This is a genomic window from Nostoc sp. LEGE 12447 (genome assembly GCF_015206985.1).
In the GTDB taxonomy this organism is placed as follows: domain Bacteria; phylum Cyanobacteriota; class Cyanobacteriia; order Cyanobacteriales; family Nostocaceae; genus Nostoc.
In genome coordinates this window covers 123564-143217 of sequence record NZ_JADEXT010000013.1, presented here as the reverse complement: position 1 = coordinate 143217, position 19654 = coordinate 123564, and the positions used below count along the sequence as shown (strand labels likewise).

At 42.9% G+C, this 19654-nt stretch carries 13 protein-coding genes; 3 read left to right on the top strand and 10 right to left on the bottom strand.

Translation table 11 applies throughout. The features are described from left to right. Positions 1 to 84 precede the first annotated feature (84 nt). The 5 genes from lpxA to purC all read right to left on the bottom strand — a co-directional run bounded on the left by lpxA (position 85) and on the right by purC (position 6316). Complete coding sequence (gene lpxA, locus IQ274_RS15995; RefSeq protein ID WP_163938349.1) at positions 85 to 903, bottom strand: acyl-ACP--UDP-N-acetylglucosamine O-acyltransferase; 819 nt, start codon at positions 901 to 903, stop codon at positions 85 to 87. Between the two features lie 304 nt (positions 904 to 1207). Then, positions 1208 to 1738, bottom strand: a complete 531-nt coding sequence (gene fabZ, locus IQ274_RS15990) for a 3-hydroxyacyl-ACP dehydratase FabZ (protein ID WP_194142830.1) — start codon at positions 1736 to 1738, stop codon at positions 1208 to 1210. 98 nt (positions 1739 to 1836) lie between these two features. Further along, the gene (lpxC, locus tag IQ274_RS15985; RefSeq protein WP_163938355.1) at positions 1837 to 2709 is read right to left on the bottom strand and encodes a UDP-3-O-acyl-N-acetylglucosamine deacetylase; all 873 of its coding nucleotides are present in this window, start codon (positions 2707 to 2709) and stop codon (positions 1837 to 1839) included. A gap of 190 nt (positions 2710 to 2899) precedes the next feature. Beyond that, entirely contained in the window at positions 2900 to 5395 is a 2496-nt protein-coding gene (locus IQ274_RS15980; protein ID WP_163938358.1) for a BamA/TamA family outer membrane protein, read from the bottom strand. A 183-nt stretch (positions 5396 to 5578) separates the two neighbouring features. Beyond that, positions 5579 to 6316 carry a phosphoribosylaminoimidazolesuccinocarboxamide synthase gene (gene purC / locus IQ274_RS15975; protein ID WP_194142829.1) on the bottom strand — a complete coding sequence of 246 codons (738 nt, stop codon included), beginning with the start codon at positions 6314 to 6316 and terminating at the stop codon, positions 5579 to 5581. 833 nt (positions 6317 to 7149) lie between these two features. Here purC and IQ274_RS15970 point away from each other — a divergent pair. Further along, the gene (locus tag IQ274_RS15970) at positions 7150 to 7425 is read left to right on the top strand and encodes a hypothetical protein (RefSeq protein WP_194142828.1); all 276 of its coding nucleotides are present in this window, start codon (positions 7150 to 7152) and stop codon (positions 7423 to 7425) included. A gap of 132 nt (positions 7426 to 7557) precedes the next feature. On the opposite strand, the gene IQ274_RS15965 is transcribed toward IQ274_RS15970, so the two are convergent. The 5 genes from IQ274_RS15965 to rtcA all read right to left on the bottom strand — a co-directional run bounded on the left by IQ274_RS15965 (position 7558) and on the right by rtcA (position 17095). Continuing rightward, complete coding sequence (locus IQ274_RS15965; RefSeq protein WP_194142827.1) at positions 7558 to 10137, bottom strand: GAF domain-containing protein; 2580 nt, start codon at positions 10135 to 10137, stop codon at positions 7558 to 7560. 182 nt (positions 10138 to 10319) lie between these two features. After that, positions 10320 to 11450 carry a glycosyltransferase family 4 protein gene (locus tag IQ274_RS15960; protein ID WP_163936856.1) on the bottom strand — a complete coding sequence of 377 codons (1131 nt, stop codon included), beginning with the start codon at positions 11448 to 11450 and terminating at the stop codon, positions 10320 to 10322. A 333-nt stretch (positions 11451 to 11783) separates the two neighbouring features. After that, positions 11784 to 12938: an NAD-dependent epimerase/dehydratase family protein gene (locus IQ274_RS15955; protein WP_012409445.1), complete on the bottom strand. Its 1155-nt coding sequence runs from the start codon at positions 12936 to 12938 to the stop codon at positions 11784 to 11786. Positions 12939 to 13263: 325 nt separating this feature from the next. Continuing rightward, complete coding sequence (locus tag IQ274_RS15950; RefSeq protein ID WP_194142826.1) at positions 13264 to 15612, bottom strand: EF-hand domain-containing protein; 2349 nt, start codon at positions 15610 to 15612, stop codon at positions 13264 to 13266. 436 nt (positions 15613 to 16048) lie between these two features. Next, positions 16049 to 17095, bottom strand: coding sequence for an RNA 3'-terminal phosphate cyclase (rtcA, locus tag IQ274_RS15945; RefSeq protein ID WP_194142825.1), 1047 nt, complete (start codon positions 17093 to 17095; stop codon positions 16049 to 16051). An 860-nt stretch (positions 17096 to 17955) separates the two neighbouring features. On the opposite strand from rtcA, the gene IQ274_RS15940 reads away from it, so the two are divergent. Both IQ274_RS15940 and IQ274_RS15935 read left to right on the top strand, forming a co-directional pair. Continuing rightward, complete coding sequence (locus tag IQ274_RS15940) at positions 17956 to 18096, top strand: hypothetical protein (protein ID WP_194142824.1); 141 nt, start codon at positions 17956 to 17958, stop codon at positions 18094 to 18096. 188 nt (positions 18097 to 18284) lie between these two features. Then, positions 18285 to 19654: right-handed parallel beta-helix repeat-containing protein (locus IQ274_RS15935; protein ID WP_194142823.1), on the top strand; the 1370-nt coding region annotated here is incomplete at its 3' end.

Below are 19654 nucleotides of genomic sequence, written 5' to 3'. Positions count from 1 at the left end.
TAGGAGTGCGGAGTTAAAAATTTAATTCATCAATTCATAACTCCTGTAGAGACGCGATTAATCGCGTCTCTCCTAACTCATAATTCACGATTCATCACTCGTGCTTTTTTTCCCTTTACCGGGAATCAAACCACGTCTACCTGGCATCTGAGAAAGTAGCAGGAAGCGACGCAGATGTTGTAATTGTTCGCTATCCCCTAAAAGTTCCAGTTTTTCCAAGGCATCCTTAAAGGACAAATCAGAACGGTAAAGAATGCGGAAGGCTTTTTTCAGCGCAAGCAAATCTGCTGAGTCCATACCAGACCGTTTAAGTCCCACAAGGTTGAGGGTTCGCACTCGCGCCGGATTTCCCTCTACTAGCATATATGGGGCTACATCTCGGTCAATACGTGCCATACCTCCCACCATTGCGTGTCTACCAATATGCACAAATTGATGGACACCTAAAACCCCACTCAGCCTGGCGCGTGATTCAATATGCACATGACCCGCCAACGCTACAGAGTTGGCAATCACTACCTGGTCTTCAATTACGCAGTTATGGGCCACATGGACATAAGCCATCAGCAAGTTACCATCGCCAATTACTGTTGCTTCACCAGCACCAGTAGCGCGGTTAATAGTAACGTACTCACGAATTAAGTTGTTATCACCAATTTTGACCCAAGTTGGTTCTCCCACAAACTTGAGATCCTGGGGTTCCATACCGATGGCTGCACCTGTAAAAATCTGATTTTGCGCCCCAATCTCACAAGGCCCCTCTAACACAGCATGAGCGCCGATTATTGTTTCAGGGCCCACTTTGACATGCGCTCCAATCACAGCATAGGCACCGACTTGCACTGTATGGTGGAGTTCCGATTTCGGATGAATTACAGCAGTTGGATGAATTAGCGTTTTCAAGGGTGAATCTCCAGAACTGTCTTGATAAGTCAGCGCCAGATAGGGTTTCTAAGGCAGCGTGTTAATCTGGTTAAGAGATTTATACAAACTACCGCCCCATCAAGGCGACTGGTAGAGCGTGAAGCATTTCAGTGAACGAAAGTGTCGGGCAAAGCAAGTTAAGTGTGTTCGAGTAGCATCTCGTAGGGAGGGCGTGGAAAATCAAGAAATTATCAGATGCTGTTGTGGACTTTTTTTAACTGTTCCTTTTGTAGGATTCAGTAAGGGCATTTCACGGCTATGCCCACACCACGAAAGCAAACTTTTAGTTGACTAGAGAAAACATTAATTCCCCTTCACAAGCAAGTTGACCGTCAACTTCGGCACGACCTTGCATCTTACCGAAACGACGTTGTTTTACCCATAACAGTTCCACCGTCATTACTAGTTGATCCCCCGGTACGACCTGGCGGCGAAAGCGAACTTTATCGATACCAGCGAAAACAAATAGCCCGCCTTCTACCGAAGACATTTGAGTGAGAACAATGCCCCCAACTTGTGCCATTGCTTCGACAATTAGCACCCCTGGCATCAGTGGACGGCCGGGGAAATGTCCTTGGAAATAGTGTTCGTTGATAGTAACATTTTTAACGCCAACAGCTTTTTTACCTGGAACGTAGTCAATTATTTTGTCTACAAGTAAAAATGGGTAGCGGTGGGGTAATAATTTTTGAATTTCTTCAGAGGTGAAAGTTGTTTTAATTTCAGAGGCGATCGTAGTCTCATTTATACCCTGTAGTTCGGTAGATGTAGGTGTAGTTGGATCGATAGTATTCACTTCAGTGAGGATTGACATTGGCCCTATAATTAATTTTTCATCTGAAAGTTTAGCAGGCAAGCGCAGATCGAAACCTTAATAATCCGGGATTTTAAGCTTTAGAGCAAATTCAAAATCTACAATCGTTCGACTGAGCGAAGTCGAAGTCCAAAATCTAAAATTTTCTGAGCCAGTTGAATGTGTAAATTATGGCTGGCTTTATACGCTAAGAAATGAGCCTTAGGAAAAGTTCCTAGTAAACTCAAATCTCCGACTAAATCCAAGATTTTATGACGGACTGGTTCATTTGCAAATCTCAATGGGGGATTTAGCCACCCTTCTGGCCCGCAAACAAGTGCATTATCTAAGCTACCACCTTTAATTAACCCAGTTTTTTGCAAGTGTTCAATTTGATGCAGTAACCCAAAAGTACGGGCAGGAGCAATTTCGCCAGCAAAGCTAGCAGAAGCTTTTTCTAGTTCAGTAGTTAGCGACCAACTATACCATTGATTACCAATGGCGGGCAGGTCAAAATCAATACCGTAACTAAAACGAGTTTCTGGTGCTGGGAGGGCACATACAAAGGCATCCCCTTGATAGACCCATATTGGTTCTGTAACAGTCAAAGGAACTTGGTTGTTAACGGGTTGTGATACTAGGCCAACTTGGGCAATGTTGGCTACCCACACACTTGCTGAACCATCCAAAAGCGGGACTTCTGACCCATCAATTTCAATCCGGGCATTATCCACACCCATACCCGAAAGTGCTGCCAACAAATGTTCTACCGTGCGAACATATACCTCACCCTTACCCAACTGAGTTGAGAGAACAGTGTGGCTAACTGCCGCAACTTGGGCTGGAATAATCGGCAAATCCGGTAAATCCACCCGCACAAAGTAGCGTCCACTCCCCGTTTCAGCTGGTAGTATCCGCACCTGGGTATTCACACCGCTATGCAATCCCACCCCTAATTGGGTGATTTCGGCTGCTAGAGTGTGCTGTTGCATAGCCGAAAAGTCAATATATTTTGTTTAGTATTGTTCATCGTCTGTTTTGGTAAAGTCCCTGATATTCCCCTAAAAAAGTCATTAATCCCTTTATCGGAACAGTATTGAGGTAAATGTCAAAATTAGCAAGCTAATTGTCATTTGTCCTTTGTGATCCACTAATGACTAATGACAACTGACTAATGACAAACTAGAACCTTTCGCCAATACCGAAATTAATCCGACTATCTCCGTCATCGTTGATACCGTAGTCAATACGAATTGGCCCCAGTGGAGACTGGACGCGAACGCCAAGACCATAACCGTAGCCACTACCATTTTTGTTCAATACTTCAGCCGCCCTGGTGCTAGTTCCCAGATCACTGCCGAGATCAAAAAATAGTGCGCCACTGACTACTGAAAAAACTGGGAACCGATATTCAACAGATGCTTGCACGTAAGAGCGTCCACTACCTAATGCTCCTTCTTCGTAACCCCGGACGGAGTTGCTACCTCCAAGAGTAAAGGCTTCGTAGGGGGGCAAGTCACCAAGGATGGTTCCTGCTTGCAGGTTAAATGCTAAGGTTTGTGCCCCCTTGGTAAGGTTAATCAGCTTAATGGGTAAATATTGGCTGTAGCTACCCCGCAATCTGGTGAGAAGAATGTTTCCTAGTCCGATGGGAACCGACTGATCAACCCCGAAGCGAAGATAAGAACCGCTAGTTGGTTGCAATGGGTTATTACGGAGATCGCGCTGTGCCCCCAGTTGCAGCAGTAGTAAATCGTCTTCACCTTCCGAAGACAAGGTAAGTGGAATTTCTAGTGGTTGATTATTGGCGGTGGGGTTTCCATTCTCGTCGAGCGGAACTCCATCATCATTGAATACCGCTCCTGTTTTTCTGAGATTGCCATCGGCATCACGGGCAGAAACTCGTTGATACTGTAAACCTGCTGAGGCAGTCCAAACGGAAGTTTTGTAAGGATTGCTGGAAAGAGGACGGGTAAAGGTGACACCGCCACCTAGACGGAGAATGCGGGGGCGATCCTGAGAATCTGTATTACTGGCATTATTTGGGTCAAAAGTCCTAATATCTTCATCTTTGCCATCAAAAATCAAGGAAATGGAACTGCGGCGAAAAAGATTGGTTGTGTAGGAAGTCCGGTAAGGATCTCCCGCAATCCAAGGGTCTGTATACCGCACGTCAAATAGCAGTTCTCGTTCTCCCACCTGGACTTCTGCGCCCAGTTTTTGGTTTCTACCGTTCAGGTTTTGCTGTTGATAGCTAACTGTTCCAAAAAGTCCGCTAGCAGAACTAATCCCTGCCCCAGCCGCAATAGAACCACTACTGCGCTCCGCTACATTCACGACTACATCCACCTTGCTGGGGTCAGTTCCAGGGTCTAGGGAGACATTCACATCTTCAAATAGCCCTAGTCCATACACGCGCTGTAGGTCTTTTTGCACCGTGTTGCGGTTGAATGTTTGCCCTGGCTTCAACTCCAATTCTCGGGTAATGATGTAATCTTGTGTCCGTCCGCGAATTGGTTGTCCCTTCTCGTCTGTCTCTTGACCATCTTTATTGCGGAACCGGACTCTAATATTCTCTACTACACCTTCTGCTACTTGTAGGGTAACAACTCCGTTTTCAGAGACTTGGGGCGCTCCAATGACGTTGGCTAGCACATAACCTTGGTCTTGATACCGCTTGTTTAACTGCTTGATGCCTTCTTGCAAGTCACGCAAGTTGAGGATTTTGCCATACTGCTCCTTAAATACTTCATCCACAGTAGTAGGTGGGAGTACAGAGGGAACACCAGTGCCAGGATTGGCTTGCACTTCTACTTTGCTCAGGACGGGGTTAGGCTGTACAACAAAGCTCACACGCACTCCCAAGGGGGTATCTTCTGGTGATGCTTGGACGTTGGAGAAGAAGCCAGTACCAAAGATGGCGTTAATATCTTCTTGCAGTTGGCTGCGAGTTGTTGTTCGTCCTGGTTGGGTACGAATTACCCTGTAAACTTGTTCTTCCAGTTCTGGTGATAGTTGCCCAGACTGGGATCTAATAAGTACTTCCGACACCAGTACGCGGGGGTCATTGGCTTCCGGGGCTGTGTTGGGTTGAGTACTTTCTGGAGTTGTCGGCGGGTTAACATTCTGCGGACTGGGTGTAGTACCTGGTCTTGGAGCAGGTGTTCGTTGTTGACCATCTGGAAATGGAACGTCTGGAGCGGTAGATGGTTCTGGAGTTGTAGGTAATAAAGGTTCTGTTGTCGGTGGATTGACGTTCTCTGGGACTGGAGTCGTCTCAGGAGTTTGGAAAGGCGTTGGTTGTTGAATTTCTGGCGGTGGGATGTCCGGGGCTGGAGAGGGCTGTTGAGTTGGGCTGGGATTGATTTGAGGGGTTTGTTGTGCAGTTTTTGGCGTTGTGGAGGTTGGCACTATTACCCCTGGTGTCGGATTAGCAGGGTAAACTGCGACAATCCGAGATTTCTGTGCCTCTATAATCCCTGTGAGATTAGATCGAGATTTGAGATTTTTACTAGAGTCAAGCTGACTAGTGTCCTTTTCTGGCTGTTGATTTGTTTCTAGTGTCAAAACTTCTGTTGTCTGTTTTGAAGTTTTGGCAGTTTCTGCTTTTGCACTCAATGAGCCGCCCAAAGGGACTGTAATTGCTATTGCTGCCAGCAATACGGGAGATAAACGCATTTTACTTATGATTCCTCTTCACGACCACACACACACGATCACAAGGCAATAATGCCCTCATGCCAAAGGTAAAATTCAAAATATAATTTTTTTCTTTTGCTTTTTTACTTTACAAGGCAAAAGGCAAAAGGCAAAAGGCAAAAGTTAAATATAATTCCTTCTGACCTTTTGGTTTTTACCTGTTTAAGTTGTAGTTTCTACTGCTTTTAGCAATCTTTGTAAAACCTCCTGGTAAGCATCCTCTACATTTCCTAAGTCTCGGCGAAAGCGGTCTTTGTCCATTACCCGGCGATTTGAGTCCTCTTCTGTGGTATCCCACAAACGGCAGGTGTCGGGGCTAATTTCGTCTGCCAAGAGCAACTGCTGTTGTGAGTCCAAACCAAACTCTAGCTTGAAGTCTACTAGGGTGATGCCGCATTGCTGCCAAAATTTATTGAGAAATTCATTGATTTGCAATGCTAGATGTGTAATTGCATCTACTTGTTCCGCAGTAGCTAGTTCTAGTAGGTAAAGGCGATCGCGTGTGAGCAAAGGATCTCCTAAGTGATCGTTTTTGTAATAAAACTCAACCAAAGGCTGTTTCAGAATTGTACCCACTGGCAAGCCTGTTTGTTGACACAGACTGCCAGCTGCAATATTTCTGATCACTACTTCTAAGGGTAAAATTTTTACTGCCTTCACCAGCATCTGATTCGGGGTAGGGCTGTCGATAAAGTGAGTCTTTATACCATAAGCCTCTAACTGTTTAAAAAGCAGGCTGGAAATGCTACAATTTATTTTTCCTTTTCCTTGGATACTGCCACGTTTTTGGGCGTTAAACGCCGTGGCATCGTCCTTAAAATCAGCCAACAAGACTTCCGGATCGTCCGTTGTATAGAGAATTTTTGCTTTGCCTTCGTATAACTTGGAATTCACAGACATGGTGGCAGTTAAAGTTCTAGGCGATGGACGATTTTTGTCCTTTCGGGCTTAACCATTTTATCTTTAGTTATTAACTATTAGCCATCGGTGATTTTTGAAGAGGATGTAAGGATGCGGAGAATTTAGCAGAAAAGTATGAGGTAAACAAGGGAGAATTTTGCCCTCAGCAAGAGCAGCACTCCGCCCCTCTGTATCTTTTCAATACTCAATGCCCTCATTCAATACTTTTCGGATAAACCCAACAATCTCTCTTTTGGTCTGGGGAAAGCTTACTGGGTTTGGGATAAAGGTAAATTTAAACCCTTTCCCTTTCCCCTTTCCCCCAAAACCCGAAAAGTATTGTGCCCTCATTAGCCAGTTGCTAAATATTAACAATTGAATCTCTAACTTTTAACAGAGGACAGGTGACTCTGGTTCTAGTATCGTCTTGTCAGTAGTATTACCGTTCAGAACGTAACCATTCTTGCAAAACTACTTTAGTGAGATATACTTATATGTTTTAATAGTTTTTAATTCAGGGTTTGGACTGAAGTTAATTACAATTTGAACTTCATAAATTAAGATGAGATCAATTGAAGACCGGGAGGAAAATCAAATATTCTTTCTTGTTATTTTAGCAGCAGTTACTTTAACAGACATTTTTCTGTAACATTTACAACAAACAAAAGCATTTCAAGCTTTATCCTCTAGTCTCATAATCTGAATCAAGTAATTCCTGCATAACCAATTGGAAAAAGAGTTGGATGGTTTGCTTTTTCCCAGTCTGACGAAAATAAAGATTAAGGTAGCTAGTGATTTCGCTTCAGACATTCAAATAGAAGGTGAATTAATAAATGGAGAACAAAATAGTGAATAAGGATGATTTTCTCTACCCTCGTGGTCGCTACTACGGTCAAGTAAAGCCAGAAAACCTAGTTTTTAATGCGAATCTACAGGAATTTGCCCAACGCGTAAGCTACATTTGCAACTTAGAAACAGGTGGAAAGCTGCCTCCAGGTGAAGCTTACAAACAAATAAGGGATCTATGGAAACAGTTGAAACACTCAAAGAAAGAACTGCGAATTGGCGAAGATCCGTTTCAGGATGACCAGGGGGAGGCTCAAGGTTGAGGAGGCAGGGAGCAGGGGCAGGGAGCAAGGGGCAGGGGAAGCAGGGGAAGCAGGGGAGGCAGGAGGAGAAGAATTAATAACCCATGCCCAATACTTCGGCTTCGCTCAGTACAAGTGCCCAATGCCCCATGACTACTTAGTAAGCATTGTCCAAATACCATCCCACGACTCTGGGGGCGGATTTTGTAAATAATTACGCGCACGTTCTAGGTGGATATCAACACCTTGGTCTCTGGGTTGGATGTATTTGGCGGCTTTAAAACAAGCGATCGCTTGTGAGAAGTCGCGCGATAAATAAGCAGCGCGTCCAGTATGATAGTGAGACAAAAACTCTTGAGTGTTGGCATCTAGAGGGGTGTTGCGATCGCCAATTAACTCGTAGATATTAACTGCTTGGTGTTTCCCTTTGACTCGGATTTTATCTAACTGGCGCACCCAAATGCGATCGCTGCACATCTGATAAGTAAATTCGCTTAAAATAATATCACAACCATATTCTTTAGTTACCGCTTCCAAGCGCGAACTCAAGTTTACACTGTCTCCAATTACGGTATAATCCATCCGTTTGCGAGAACCAATATTACCAGAAACCACTTCTCCAGAACTAATGCCAATGCCAATATGAATTTGTGGCTGTGCCTGGATAATTCGCCGTTGGTTAAATTCCTCTAAGCGTTGTCGCATATCTAACGCTGACTGCACAGCCCTCCAAGCATGATTTTCTGTCAGAGGTAGCGGCGCACCAAATACCGCCATTAACGCATCACCAATAAATTTATCGAGCGTGCCTTCGTGGTTAAAAACCGCCTCTACCATCGTTTCAAAATACTGATTGAGCAAAGATAATACTTCAGCTGCACCGATATTTTCTGTAAGTGTTGTATAGCCTCGGATATCAGAAAACAAGATGGTTACATCCTTGCGCTCACCCACCATTAAAGCATCTTCTCCCAGAGCCATGACTTGTTCGGCTACATGAGGCGTTAGGTAGCGAGACATGGTAGTTTTCATTCGTTTTTCCTGGCTGATGTCTTCCAACACCACCAAACCACCCCGAACGCCGCCTTCTGGGTTAGTTAGGGGATTGACGGTGAGATTTGTACTGCGTTCTAATGTTTGCACCTCATCAGGGCTAAAAAACTCAGATTCGGGTGTGAGGGGGAGATTCCAGGGAATGAATACATTGGGGTTAGTGCGATCGCACATTGCTAAAATTGAGTACTGAGTGCTAAACGTCCCGTTACCGTTAACAGCATTCTTAACTTGAGAAATTCCCACCATCAAAGTTTGCTCTGGTACATAATGTTTAGCTCCAGTTTTTAAGCTATCTTCGAGTCGCATTTGGAGATTTTCAATCGGCACAACTTCCCAAACTAAGCGACCAATCAAATTTTGTTCCCACAAAAGCTTGTTACTTTTGGTATTAGTGTTTTTTACAGGACAACCCAATAATTCCAAAGCTGCATCATTAATCGTGACAATCCGACCTGCCATATCTGTAGAAATCACCGCATCTGAAAGACTTTGCAAAATGTCTTTTTGATACTGTTTTTCTAACAATACATTTTCAAATAGACGAGCATTTTCTAAAGCAATTCCTGCCTGAATATTAAATGCCCGCATAAACTCTTCATCAGAAGCAGTAAAGCTGTTTTGTTGCTTATTAATTAATTGGGTTACGCCAATTAATTCATTTGCAGAATTAAATACTGGTAAACATAGAATATTGCGAGTCACATAACCAGTTTTTCTATCTGTACTTGGGTCAAATCGGGGGTCTTTGTAGGCATCGGAAATGTTTAAGGCTTGACCAGTAGAAGCCACATAGCCAGCAATGCCTCGGTTAGCTGGAATACGAATTTCTAGCAAGTTTGTGCCATCTGCCGCCGCCGCAACTTTTGTCCAGAGTTCGCTCATCTCTTTACGATATAAAAACAGCGTGCTGCGGTCTGCTTGCATTAAAATTCGAGCTTGTTCCATGACTATTTGCAAAGTTGCTTCTAAATCGAGACTTTGCCCCAATGTCTGAGTTGCCCTTAACAAAGCCGTTGCGCCTCGTTGATTCCGAGCCGCGACATAAAAAGATTGGCAGCTTTCCAGAATAATCCCAATAGAAGCGGCAAAGTCTCGAAAACGTTCTTCATCATCATGATTAAACGGAACATTCCCGGTTTTATTAGCCAGTTGAACTACCGCAACAATCTGGTTTTTGCTGCTGATAACAGGCATACATAAAATATTATGAATTTTGTAGCCCATTTGTTTTTCAAGTTCTGGGCTAAATAAAGGATGAGTATAAGTTTCGGATATATTTAAATATTGACCTGTACTGGCAACATGACCGGGAATACCCACAGTCATAGGAGTACGAATTTCTAAGAATTTTTGGGTATTATCTTGAGGAACTTTTGACCATAGTTGACCTTTGTCATGGTCAACTAAAAAAATGGCTGTGTGTTCTGCTTGCAGGACTTGACCTATTTTAAGTGTGATAGCTTCTAGTACCTTCTCTAACATAGTTTCTAGAGCTTCATTATTGATTAGTTCAATAGCTCTAAGAAATTGCTGGAACTCAGCAGTTATGAAGTCGAGTAGGCAAACAAATTCATTAACAGATAAATCTTTTACGCGACGCAATAAGGCGTGAGTCCGATTAACTTGAGTTAGTTCAGTTAATGTAGCCAAGACGCTGCCAGGGTTGGGGAGTGTCACGTCGCTTCGCTCCGAATTAAAAATTCAAAATTCAAAATTAATAATCCCCATAAATAAATGGGCTTGTATTATGAGTCTGTTTCGGTTGTGAGAATTTTAGATTTTAGATTTTAGGCATTGGGCATTAGTTATTCTTTCTCCCCCTGCCTCCCCTGTTCCCTTATCTCCCAACTCGCTACCTCTTATTTTGTCAACTTTTCAGCAAATATTATCTTTTGGTAGTAATCTTGTAGCTGATTGGTTGCAGCTGCCCAACCCCAACTTTCTGCTTCCTGGCGAGCATTTTGACGGATGATGTCTCGTTGTTCTTTTTGTTCTAAGAGGCGAACAGTAGCAGCGATTGCTCCTTTAACATCTTCTGTTGGCTCAAAAAGATATCCATTTACCCCGTCTGTCACAATATCAGGAATTCCCCCGGAACGGGCTGCTACCACGGGACAGCCAGCAGCCATCGCTTCTAGTAGTACTAAGCCTAGTGTTTCTGTACGCGAAGGAAATATGAAGGCATCAGCACTCGCAAAGGCAGAACCTAATTCTTGTCCCATAAGATATCCGACAAAATAAGTATTTGTGCCAGCAAAGTGTTTTTCCAGTGCTTGGCGGTGTGGGCCATCTCCAACCAATGCTAATCGCGCTTCGGGAATTGCTTCTAAAATTGGTTTGATACGCTCAATTTCTTTTTCAGCAGAAAGCCGCCCAACGTAAAGTAGCAATGGGCTTTCTGGATGATTTTGGGATAGGCGCGATCGCATCTCTAGATTAGCTAAATCGGGGTGAAATAATTCCGTATCCACCCCACGCTGCCATAAATCTACACGTTCAATCCCATGTCCTGTCAGTTCCTCCACCATTGCTGTGGAGGTACACAGATTCAAAGCTGCTTGATTATGAGCGCCTTTGAGCAGTTCCCAAAGAAAACCTTCCAGCATCCCCAAGCCGTAATGTTGAAGATATTGGGGCAAATGGGTATGGTAAGAGGCTATTAAGGGTATTTTGAGGATTTTGCTGTAGAATATGCCAGCTAAACCCAAAACGGCTGGATTCACGACATGAATCACCTCTGGCTTAAACTCTTCTAAAGCATAACCAATGGCTGGGCGGGGAAGTGCCATTTTCAATTCTGGATACAATGGCAGAGGAAAGCCAGTAATGCCGTAAACCTTAGCGCCTTTGTGTTCAGTGATGCCTCCATCAGGGGCAATCACCAGCACTTGATTACCACTACGCTGTAGATGGTCAACAGTATGGCGCAGGCGTGTTACAATGCCGTCAACCTTGGGTAAAAAGGTTTCAGTAAATAGGGCAATTCTCATAAAAAACTATTCAGTACAGGCAGATAATCTCAGCTTCAGAGTGCATTTTCGATTAAACACAGAATAAACTGTCTCGTGTGATGCAATCAATTTTGCATAGTCATAATAACTGTGCTAGACAGAAAATTTAGTAAGCTATAAAACATCTAATTCGCATAATCGAATTAAACATAACTCTTGTGGGGTGGACAACATAAGTGCCCAGTTTATGCAATTTAAATATAGAACAGCTTAATAGCTGGATGATGCGCCTGATAAATAATAATTGATTGGTCGTCATATTGTGCTAAGACATGACGACCAATTTTAGACCCGCGATTTACTGGGGTTTACCTAATTTCTGTGCCAAGAGACTTTGGGCATAATTTGCTTGTGATCGACTCGTTTCTGATACTTAATAGCAAAGTTTAACAGAGAATCGAGTAGAGAATCAGAGAGTAAGTGAGGCTGTAAACCTAAATCAAGCAATTTAGTGTTTTTAGCGTTGAAGTAATGTTCTTCTTTCTCAACTCTGGGATTATCTAAGTGATTGATTTCTACCTTCAATCCCATAGCGTTACCAGCATTTTTTACCATCAATGCCAAATCACCGACGCTGAATTGTTCGGTAAATTGGTTAAATACGCGGAATTCACCAGGTTGTGCAGGGTTAGCGATCGCTAATTCCACACATCGTACTGTATCCCGAATATCCAAAAACCCACGAGTTTGTCCACCTTTACCGTAGACAGTTAAGGGATGTCCAATAGCTGCTTGAATACAAAAGCGGTTTAGTGCTGTACCAAACACACCATCGTAATCCAGCCGATTAATCAATAGTTCGTCCATCCCCGTTTCTTCGGTTAAGACACCATAAACTACGCCCTGATTTAAATCAGTTGCTCGCAATCCCCAAATCCGGCAAGCAAAGTGGATATTATGACTATCATGAACTTTGCTTAAATGGTACATCGAACCAGGCTGCTTGGGATAAGGTAGGGTATCCTTGCGTCCATTGTGTTCAATGGTGATATACCCTTCTTCAATGTCGATGTTGGGTGTACCATATTCACCCATCGTTCCCAGCTTCACCAAATGACAGTCCGGGAAATCTTCCCGCATGGCGTACAACAAGTTCAACGTCCCAACTACATTATTGACCTGGGTGAGAACTGCGTGTTCTCGGTCAATCATGGAAAATGGTGCCGAACGCTGTTCACCAAAATGCACTAGGGCATTTGGCTGAAATTGATGTAAGGTTTTGCTAAGAAATTCGTAATTTGTAATATCGCCGATGAACAAGTCGATAGATTTACCTGTCAAATCTTGCCAGCGCTGGAGACGTTGTTGAATTAGTGCGATCGGAGTGAGAGTTTCGACACCTAGTTCATTATCCCAGTGCCGCCGCACCAAACTATCTAAAATTCCAACTTCATAACCTCGATTGGAAAGGTAAAGAGCAGTTGCCCAACCGCAATATCCATCACCACCAATAACCAGGACTTTCATCTTCACCAGTTTTTACTCGCTGATAGCTAAATCTACCAGGTTTCTGTACCCTCTCAATCATCATTCTGGGAGAGATGTAAATTTAGGGAGCTGTAGAAATGTTGCAACACAACGTTTCTACGCAAAATTATCGGTTATGCAAATTTTTTAATTGAATTGGATTAGGACTTACGCAAACAATAGCCGAAACCCGAATTTTCTTTTAGGGGCAATAAGTGCTGCGCCAGTTACTTGATGTCGAACCCACCCAACGCTTTGCGTCTAGATGAATTGCCCCTACCATCTGTAGTTTTGCGTAAGTCCTAATGTATTACTGTATTAATGTTTAAGCAATTTCTGTGAACATACCAGTTCGGGCAAACTCTTCCTCTTCAGGGGTGAAGAGTGGAGCCTTATCTACGAGAGCAGGCTCAAAGTAGTATGTCTCTTGCAGAAACTCTCCACGGATGACAGCTTCCTCCAAATCCGCGATGTGGTTCTGTGCAACTATACATGCTTCCTTCAGGCTATTTTCATCACCTTTTTGTAACAGCTTTGGCAATTCCGTTTTTACTCCTGTCAGCCGTGCCAATGGCTTGAGCATTCCATAAATGTTGTAAATACGAGCAGTTTCGATGCTGGTATATCTGAGGGCATTGGCTCTTGCTAGCTCTGAGTCAAGGCTGGGCCAAAAGCGGGTAGTGTAAAACGCCTTCTCATCCTTGTGATACCACTCTTCCGATCGCGCAATGGATGAAGAAACAGTGTTATGTAACTTCCAGAAGAATAAACGCAGGGAGGAACCATTGACTACGGTTGATAATTTTGCCTCCAGTGATACCTCAAAGTCTCTAAGGTTAGGATCGCGTCCCAAGACAAGGTATTCCACGGGATACATATCCACCTCCTTATTCTGCACAACGTACATATTTAGGTGGTGGCGGCAATAGGGACAGGGATACATCGTAGCAAACAGCTGGAAGAAGTCCTTGAAGATTGCTATCAGGGTTTTTTGCTGTACGTCAGTTTTGGTACACACGATTTCAGCCGTGGTGTGGAAGAAGCGCCACACTGCTGGGCCGATGTAATACGGGAAGCTGACACGCATTTGGGAATCCTTCACCTCAGTCCGATTTAGATAGACATCAATGAATGATACATATTGCGAGAGTGCGCCTGACTCCCGCCCAAATTCTAGGCGTTCGCGCCGTTTCTGCACTCCATTCAGGTAGTGATGTGTTAATCGCCATGCTTGTTTGAGGATCAGTTTCTCTTTTGCTGTGCAATTGAGAAAGTTTTCGGCAACATCTGCTCCGTAGCGGTTAAATTCTCCTGATTTTTTTGTCAAGTCATACCACTCATCCAAAGCTGCTTCGTCAGGTATGGTATTGCTTTGAATATCTGCTGCCGTCGAGACACTAAACGCTGCTAATAACTTGGGCATGAAATCTTCATACCAATATGCTACTGGCATCATTGCACCATCCACTTCCTCGGTTGCCTGCGAGAGGATGACACGGTTCCACTTCAATAAATAGTCTCTGGGATTTCCCTCAGATTTAGGTGGTGGTGGTGCCATTTCTTCATTCATCTCTATCCCTCTCAGCCGATTAAGCTCGTTAATGGCCAGCACACCTTCTACGATGTCACCCAAGCTGAGACTTTTCTTTTTGATGGTAATTGCAAACTCGACTCCGGCAGCAAACTTTTCTTTGACGTTGGCAAATTTACTCCGCGCCTCTAAAATCTTTTTCTCTTCTGCCAACATTTCGGGAGTCTTTGCCACTGTTTTCCAGTCTTTGATGCGCTCCTGTAATCGGGCATATTCATCTGCAATCGATTCTACTACTGCATCTAGTACGGGGTAGCAAGCCTCTTCCACCACACCTAATCCTTTGTAAAGCGCGATCGCCTGCTTGACAAATTCCACAAAGTCAGTAATTCTGTACGGCAGGTTTTTGACGCGTAAGTGAGTCTCATGGTTAGCAGAGAAACTTTCACGGAAGCTACGGTAGGCGGCTCCTTGAATTAACCGAAACAAACCAATCTGCATTTGTAAGCGGGAGGTGCCGCTTTTTTTCTGATTTGGTGAGTTTGGGTGTTGCACCAACTGTTCTCTTAGCTGTGCCAACTCTGGAGTCGTGTTGCTGGTTGCTTCTTGTAGAGTCGGCTGTGTGGTATCGGCAACTGGTGTATTGTTAGTGGCAACTGTCTTGAGCGAACTTTCCAGAGAAATTGGTGAGTCTTTATAGCCTGTTTTAGTCTCTGACTCTTCCGGTACTAGCTGACAAAATTCCTCAAAGTCAATTGAGCCATCGCCATCATGATCTACTTCCTGTAGCATCTCCTTCAATTCAGCGTCTGTTAGCCCAAATTGACTCATTACCGTCCGCAACTCGACGGCAGTAATTTGGCCGCTATTGTCTTCATCAAAGGCGCTGAAGGCTAACTTGAGGCGGCTTTCGCGATCGCCTACCTTAGCGATCATCAGCGTTTTAAACTCGTCAAAGTCAATAGTGCCTGACAAATCCACGTCAATCTCTTTGATTAAGTCACGCAGCCCCGTTTCCGTGGGATTTTGCCCTAGCGATCGCATTACCTCCCCCAGTTCGTCGGTTGAGATTGCTCCGTTGCCGTCTACATCTAATACCTTGAAGGCTTGCCACAGCTTTTCTATTTCTTGCTCATCAATCACGGTTTTATTCCAATTTCGTAGGTGTCACTAATAAATTTATTACCATGTTTTTTAACAGCTACTTCAATGCTGTCTGGTTATGTTAGGTAAATAACAAGTATTAGGAACGACTGAACTTAGTCTCAACGAAACTTGCAGTCACCTTGTAAATTGGTCAGTTGCTTATGATTACAACAAATGCAACTTTCTAGATAAAGTAACTAGGTGAGAATAAAGGAAAGTAAGTTAAGTAATGTAAAAATTAACTTTATTTTTTATTGCAAATTTGATTATATTTACGATTTTTCAAACGTAGTTTTTAATATTTATTAAACTTATCTGTTAACAGTTGCTGCTTTTAATTGAAAATATAAAGTATAACAGTATTTATTTTGATTTTTAGTTAGTAGTCTAAAGTACTTTATTATCAAGTACTACTAAAATAATCTCACTTGCTTTAACTAGTTAAACCCCTTACAGATACTATCTTTTCAGCTTCATTTACTGTAATTTGCGCTAGCCCAAACTGTTCAATTACGGCTGCATTCGTAGTCAAATGTCTACTTACTTCAGCCACCCGATACTGACTTTCTTGTGACGCTAAAGTCGCTGGCAATAATAACTGATCTGCTAAATGTTCATCCACTGCTGCGCCAGTATGATGAAATTCAAGCAGTTGGTGACAAGCAATTTCTGCAACTGTCTCCGCCGACAATCGCAAACGCCCAAATCCACCAAAGCCAGTTAAGCTGTTCTGATACTCAGCAGTTAAAAAAATACCTGCTCCAGGTGCCACACCTTTTTCTCGCAAAGTCTGTACACGAACTTTCAAATGCGCTTCCCGTAACAAATTCTCCGCACGATTCGCCATCCGTTGCGGAATATGAGAAGGTAGTTCCGTTACTGCTGCTATTCCTCGCACTTGTTGTAACTCTCCCCTTTCCAGCAAGTTGATCCCACCGAGTTGAGTACCACCAATCACCTGCAACTCTATTTCTCCCCCACCTTGAGGAAACCACCCCCAAGCGCCTAACTTAACTTGGGCTTCTACTCCCATACGTTGCAGTATTGGCAGATAAACTTGCTCAATGTAGGTTACGGTTGGGCTAAAGTTTACATGAGTTCCACCCTTTAGTGTTACCTGAGAATTACCCGTTGCTAGTGCTAAAGGTAAAAGAATTGTCTGTAAAACTAGAGCGATCGCACCCGCAGAACCACCTTCTTGTGCTTTACTCACATCAAAGGTGTAAATTCCAGCTTGCACAGCACTACCTGGAATGAATTCCAGCAACATTGAACCCAAAGCATCACCCCGTAGTTGGGCATTACAAATTCTACCCGCAGCCCGAACGGCTGTTAAGTGTTGTGCTGCTAATCCTGGCTTTTTGCGTCCAGCGCGAATGCCTGCAATCCGTATGGGTTCACCAGTAATGGCGGCTAGACTTAAGGAAGTGCGAAGAACTTGTCCGCCTCCCTCTCCGTAGGAACCGTCAATTTCAATCATGGGCGATTTGGAGATGTTGGATTTTGGGTTATCCGAAAAGTAAACGAGTCCACATTAACGGTATCTTCTCAGAAGAAAAATACTTAAGTTATGACAGCGTTACGAGAACTATGAATCAATCGTACCCAAGTCATTTGACTTATCAACAGTAGAAACTGCGATCGGGACTATATTCGGGCAGCGAAGGCAGTAGAAAAGGCATCGTCGCTATAAATAATAAACAAGTTTAGTTAATATTTGGCGATTCAGAAAACCCTCTTCCCTCATCTGCGATCGCAACAACCAAAATTTACCCTATTTACTAGATAATCGTTGTTTGTTGTAAGCGTAGCCTGCCGAATATTTAGACAAACTTCATCATATCCTCGCACAAAGCACTTTTCATTCCCATATCACTGCAAATTAACAGGACTTCACCATTCCATCTCCATAGTTTTTTTGGATTTGTTGTAAAAAAACTTACTATGTTCAGGGCATTCACTGATATCAAGTACTATTTGTAAAGGTTAATTTTAAACAAGTTCACAAGGATTGAGTTACACCGCTTAGAACAGGTTCGGCTCAGTTGTTACATTAGTCCCCTTAAGTTAAGGGTTCAACTCACTAAAGTTTCAACCAATTTAACTTTGACCACTATAACTTTAAGTCCCCAGTTATCAGCCAGGGGTACATTTTACCATACCCATTTAGCAACCTCCTGACCTCAGACAACGGATAAAGTTTAGAGGAATTATTATGCCAATTTATGATCGTTGTATTGAATATAGCAGATAAGTAAAGCTAGCTCATAAAGAGCAGCGATCACGGCTGCTACAGATGAAAATACAATTCAATTCCACTCCAACTCTAGCAGTTACAGAATGTCTAATAACAAGCTCAAAGAAGATAGTAAACTTCTCGGTCTTTGTGCTACGCATTCACGTGCTAATCGTCCGATTCCTCTTAATAAAACACTAACGCTCAACGGTATCTACATCCCCGATTTAATCATTAACGGTTAACAGAAGAAAAATTTTCAGTTTTACAACAGCGTTTCTATAACCGACGCGATTTCCAGTTGCGATCGAACAACTGTGACTGTCCTGAAAAATCTAGATAGATTACTCATTCAAATAACTACTTAGCAACTGAATAAAGTTGCTGAAATTGTACTACCAATTCCCCCCCTACACCCATTCGGAGTAAACAGATGGCTACATATTACGTTTCTGGAACAGGCAATGATAAATCTAATGGTTTGAGCCAGGGAGATGCATTTCTCAGCCTCCAAAAAGCTGCTGACTTGGTGAAGGCAGGTGATACAGTCTACGTGATGAATGGTACTTACACCTCTCCTTACGCCAATATCCTGAGTATTGCAAATAAGCAGGGTACAGCTAATGCACCGATCACATTTAAGGCACTACCTGGGCACACACCTGTTTTAGAAGCAAACGCAAAAAATTGGCAGGCTATATCAATTACAGGCTCAACCTACATAGCAATTGAAGGCTTAACATTGGTAGGAAATCGGGACAATCTTACATTAGAAGATGCACTTAACCAAAAAGACAATTTAAATAATCCAGCAACATCTGGAAATGGTATTTATGTTACGGTCAGCAGTGACAATCCAAATCAACATTCAAGTCATATCACAATTAGTAATAACAATATTTCCAAGTTTCCAGGGTCAGGAATTGGAACAACACAAGCAGACTACATTACAATAGAAAACAATGTCGTTTCTGGAAATGCTTGGTACTCACCTTATGGTACACAAGGTATTTCCATGCTTAACCTTTGGAATTCCGATAACAACACGACAGATTACAAAGTAATTATTAAAGGTAATACTGTTTTTGATAATCAATCATTAGTTCCTTGGAAGGTAGTAGGAAAAATAACTGAAGGTCATGGAATAATGCTTGACACTTCTTATGTTGGAGATGTTGCTTACACTGGTAAAGCTTTAATCAGCAACAACTTAACTTACAACAATGGCGGGGCAGGTATTCAGATTTTAAAAGGAGAAAACCCTGTAGACATTGTGAATAATACAATTTACCAAAATTCAAAAGTACTTTCAGACGGAGAAATTTTCCTTAACTATGCTAAAAATGTTCGAGTTTATAACAATATTCTGTATGGAAGCAAGGGAGAGTCTCTCCTTGTCAGCAATAAGTCTACTAATCTAACATTCAACAATAACCTTGCTTACAACGGAGTTTTGAACGTTACAGGTTCAGGGAATATTTTAAACAAAGACCCATTATTTGTTAATCCAGCCAATGGTAACTTTAGTCTCCAACCTGGTAGTCCCGCAATCGATGCTGGTTCCAATATTTTCAATAGTATAACTAATAAAACTCCTCAAGATGGCGATGGTAATGGCACGGCAGTGATTGATATTGGTGCATACGAAGCCCCCTACAATACCATTGCTACCCCTGAAATTCAAGTTCTTAACGGCACAGTTGATATTGCAGATGGCAGCACTACTGCGATTAACTTTGGCGATGTCATTACTGGTAATACTCTCAGCAAAACCTTTACCATCAAGAACACAGGTACAGCTGC

Excerpts from the sequence above, each read along its gene's own strand:
- IQ274_RS15955 (WP_012409445.1), bottom strand. The coding sequence starts at position 12,938 with ATGAAAGTCCTGGTTATTGGTGGTGATGGATATTGCGGTTGGGCAACT.
- lpxC (WP_163938355.1), bottom strand. The coding sequence starts at position 2,709 with ATGCAACAGCACACTCTAGCAGCCGAAATCACCCAATTAGGGGTGGGA.
- purC (WP_194142829.1), bottom strand. The coding sequence starts at position 6,316 with ATGTCTGTGAATTCCAAGTTATACGAAGGCAAAGCAAAAATTCTCTAT.
- fabZ (WP_194142830.1), bottom strand. The coding sequence starts at position 1,738 with ATGTCAATCCTCACTGAAGTGAATACTATCGATCCAACTACACCTACA.
- IQ274_RS15940 (WP_194142824.1), top strand. The coding sequence starts at position 17,956 with ATGTCTAATAACAAGCTCAAAGAAGATAGTAAACTTCTCGGTCTTTGT.
- IQ274_RS15970 (WP_194142828.1), top strand. The coding sequence starts at position 7,150 with ATGGAGAACAAAATAGTGAATAAGGATGATTTTCTCTACCCTCGTGGT.
- IQ274_RS15980 (WP_163938358.1), bottom strand. The coding sequence starts at position 5,395 with ATGCGTTTATCTCCCGTATTGCTGGCAGCAATAGCAATTACAGTCCCT.
- rtcA (WP_194142825.1), bottom strand. The coding sequence starts at position 17,095 with ATGATTGAAATTGACGGTTCCTACGGAGAGGGAGGCGGACAAGTTCTT.
- IQ274_RS15960 (WP_163936856.1), bottom strand. The coding sequence starts at position 11,450 with ATGAGAATTGCCCTATTTACTGAAACCTTTTTACCCAAGGTTGACGGC.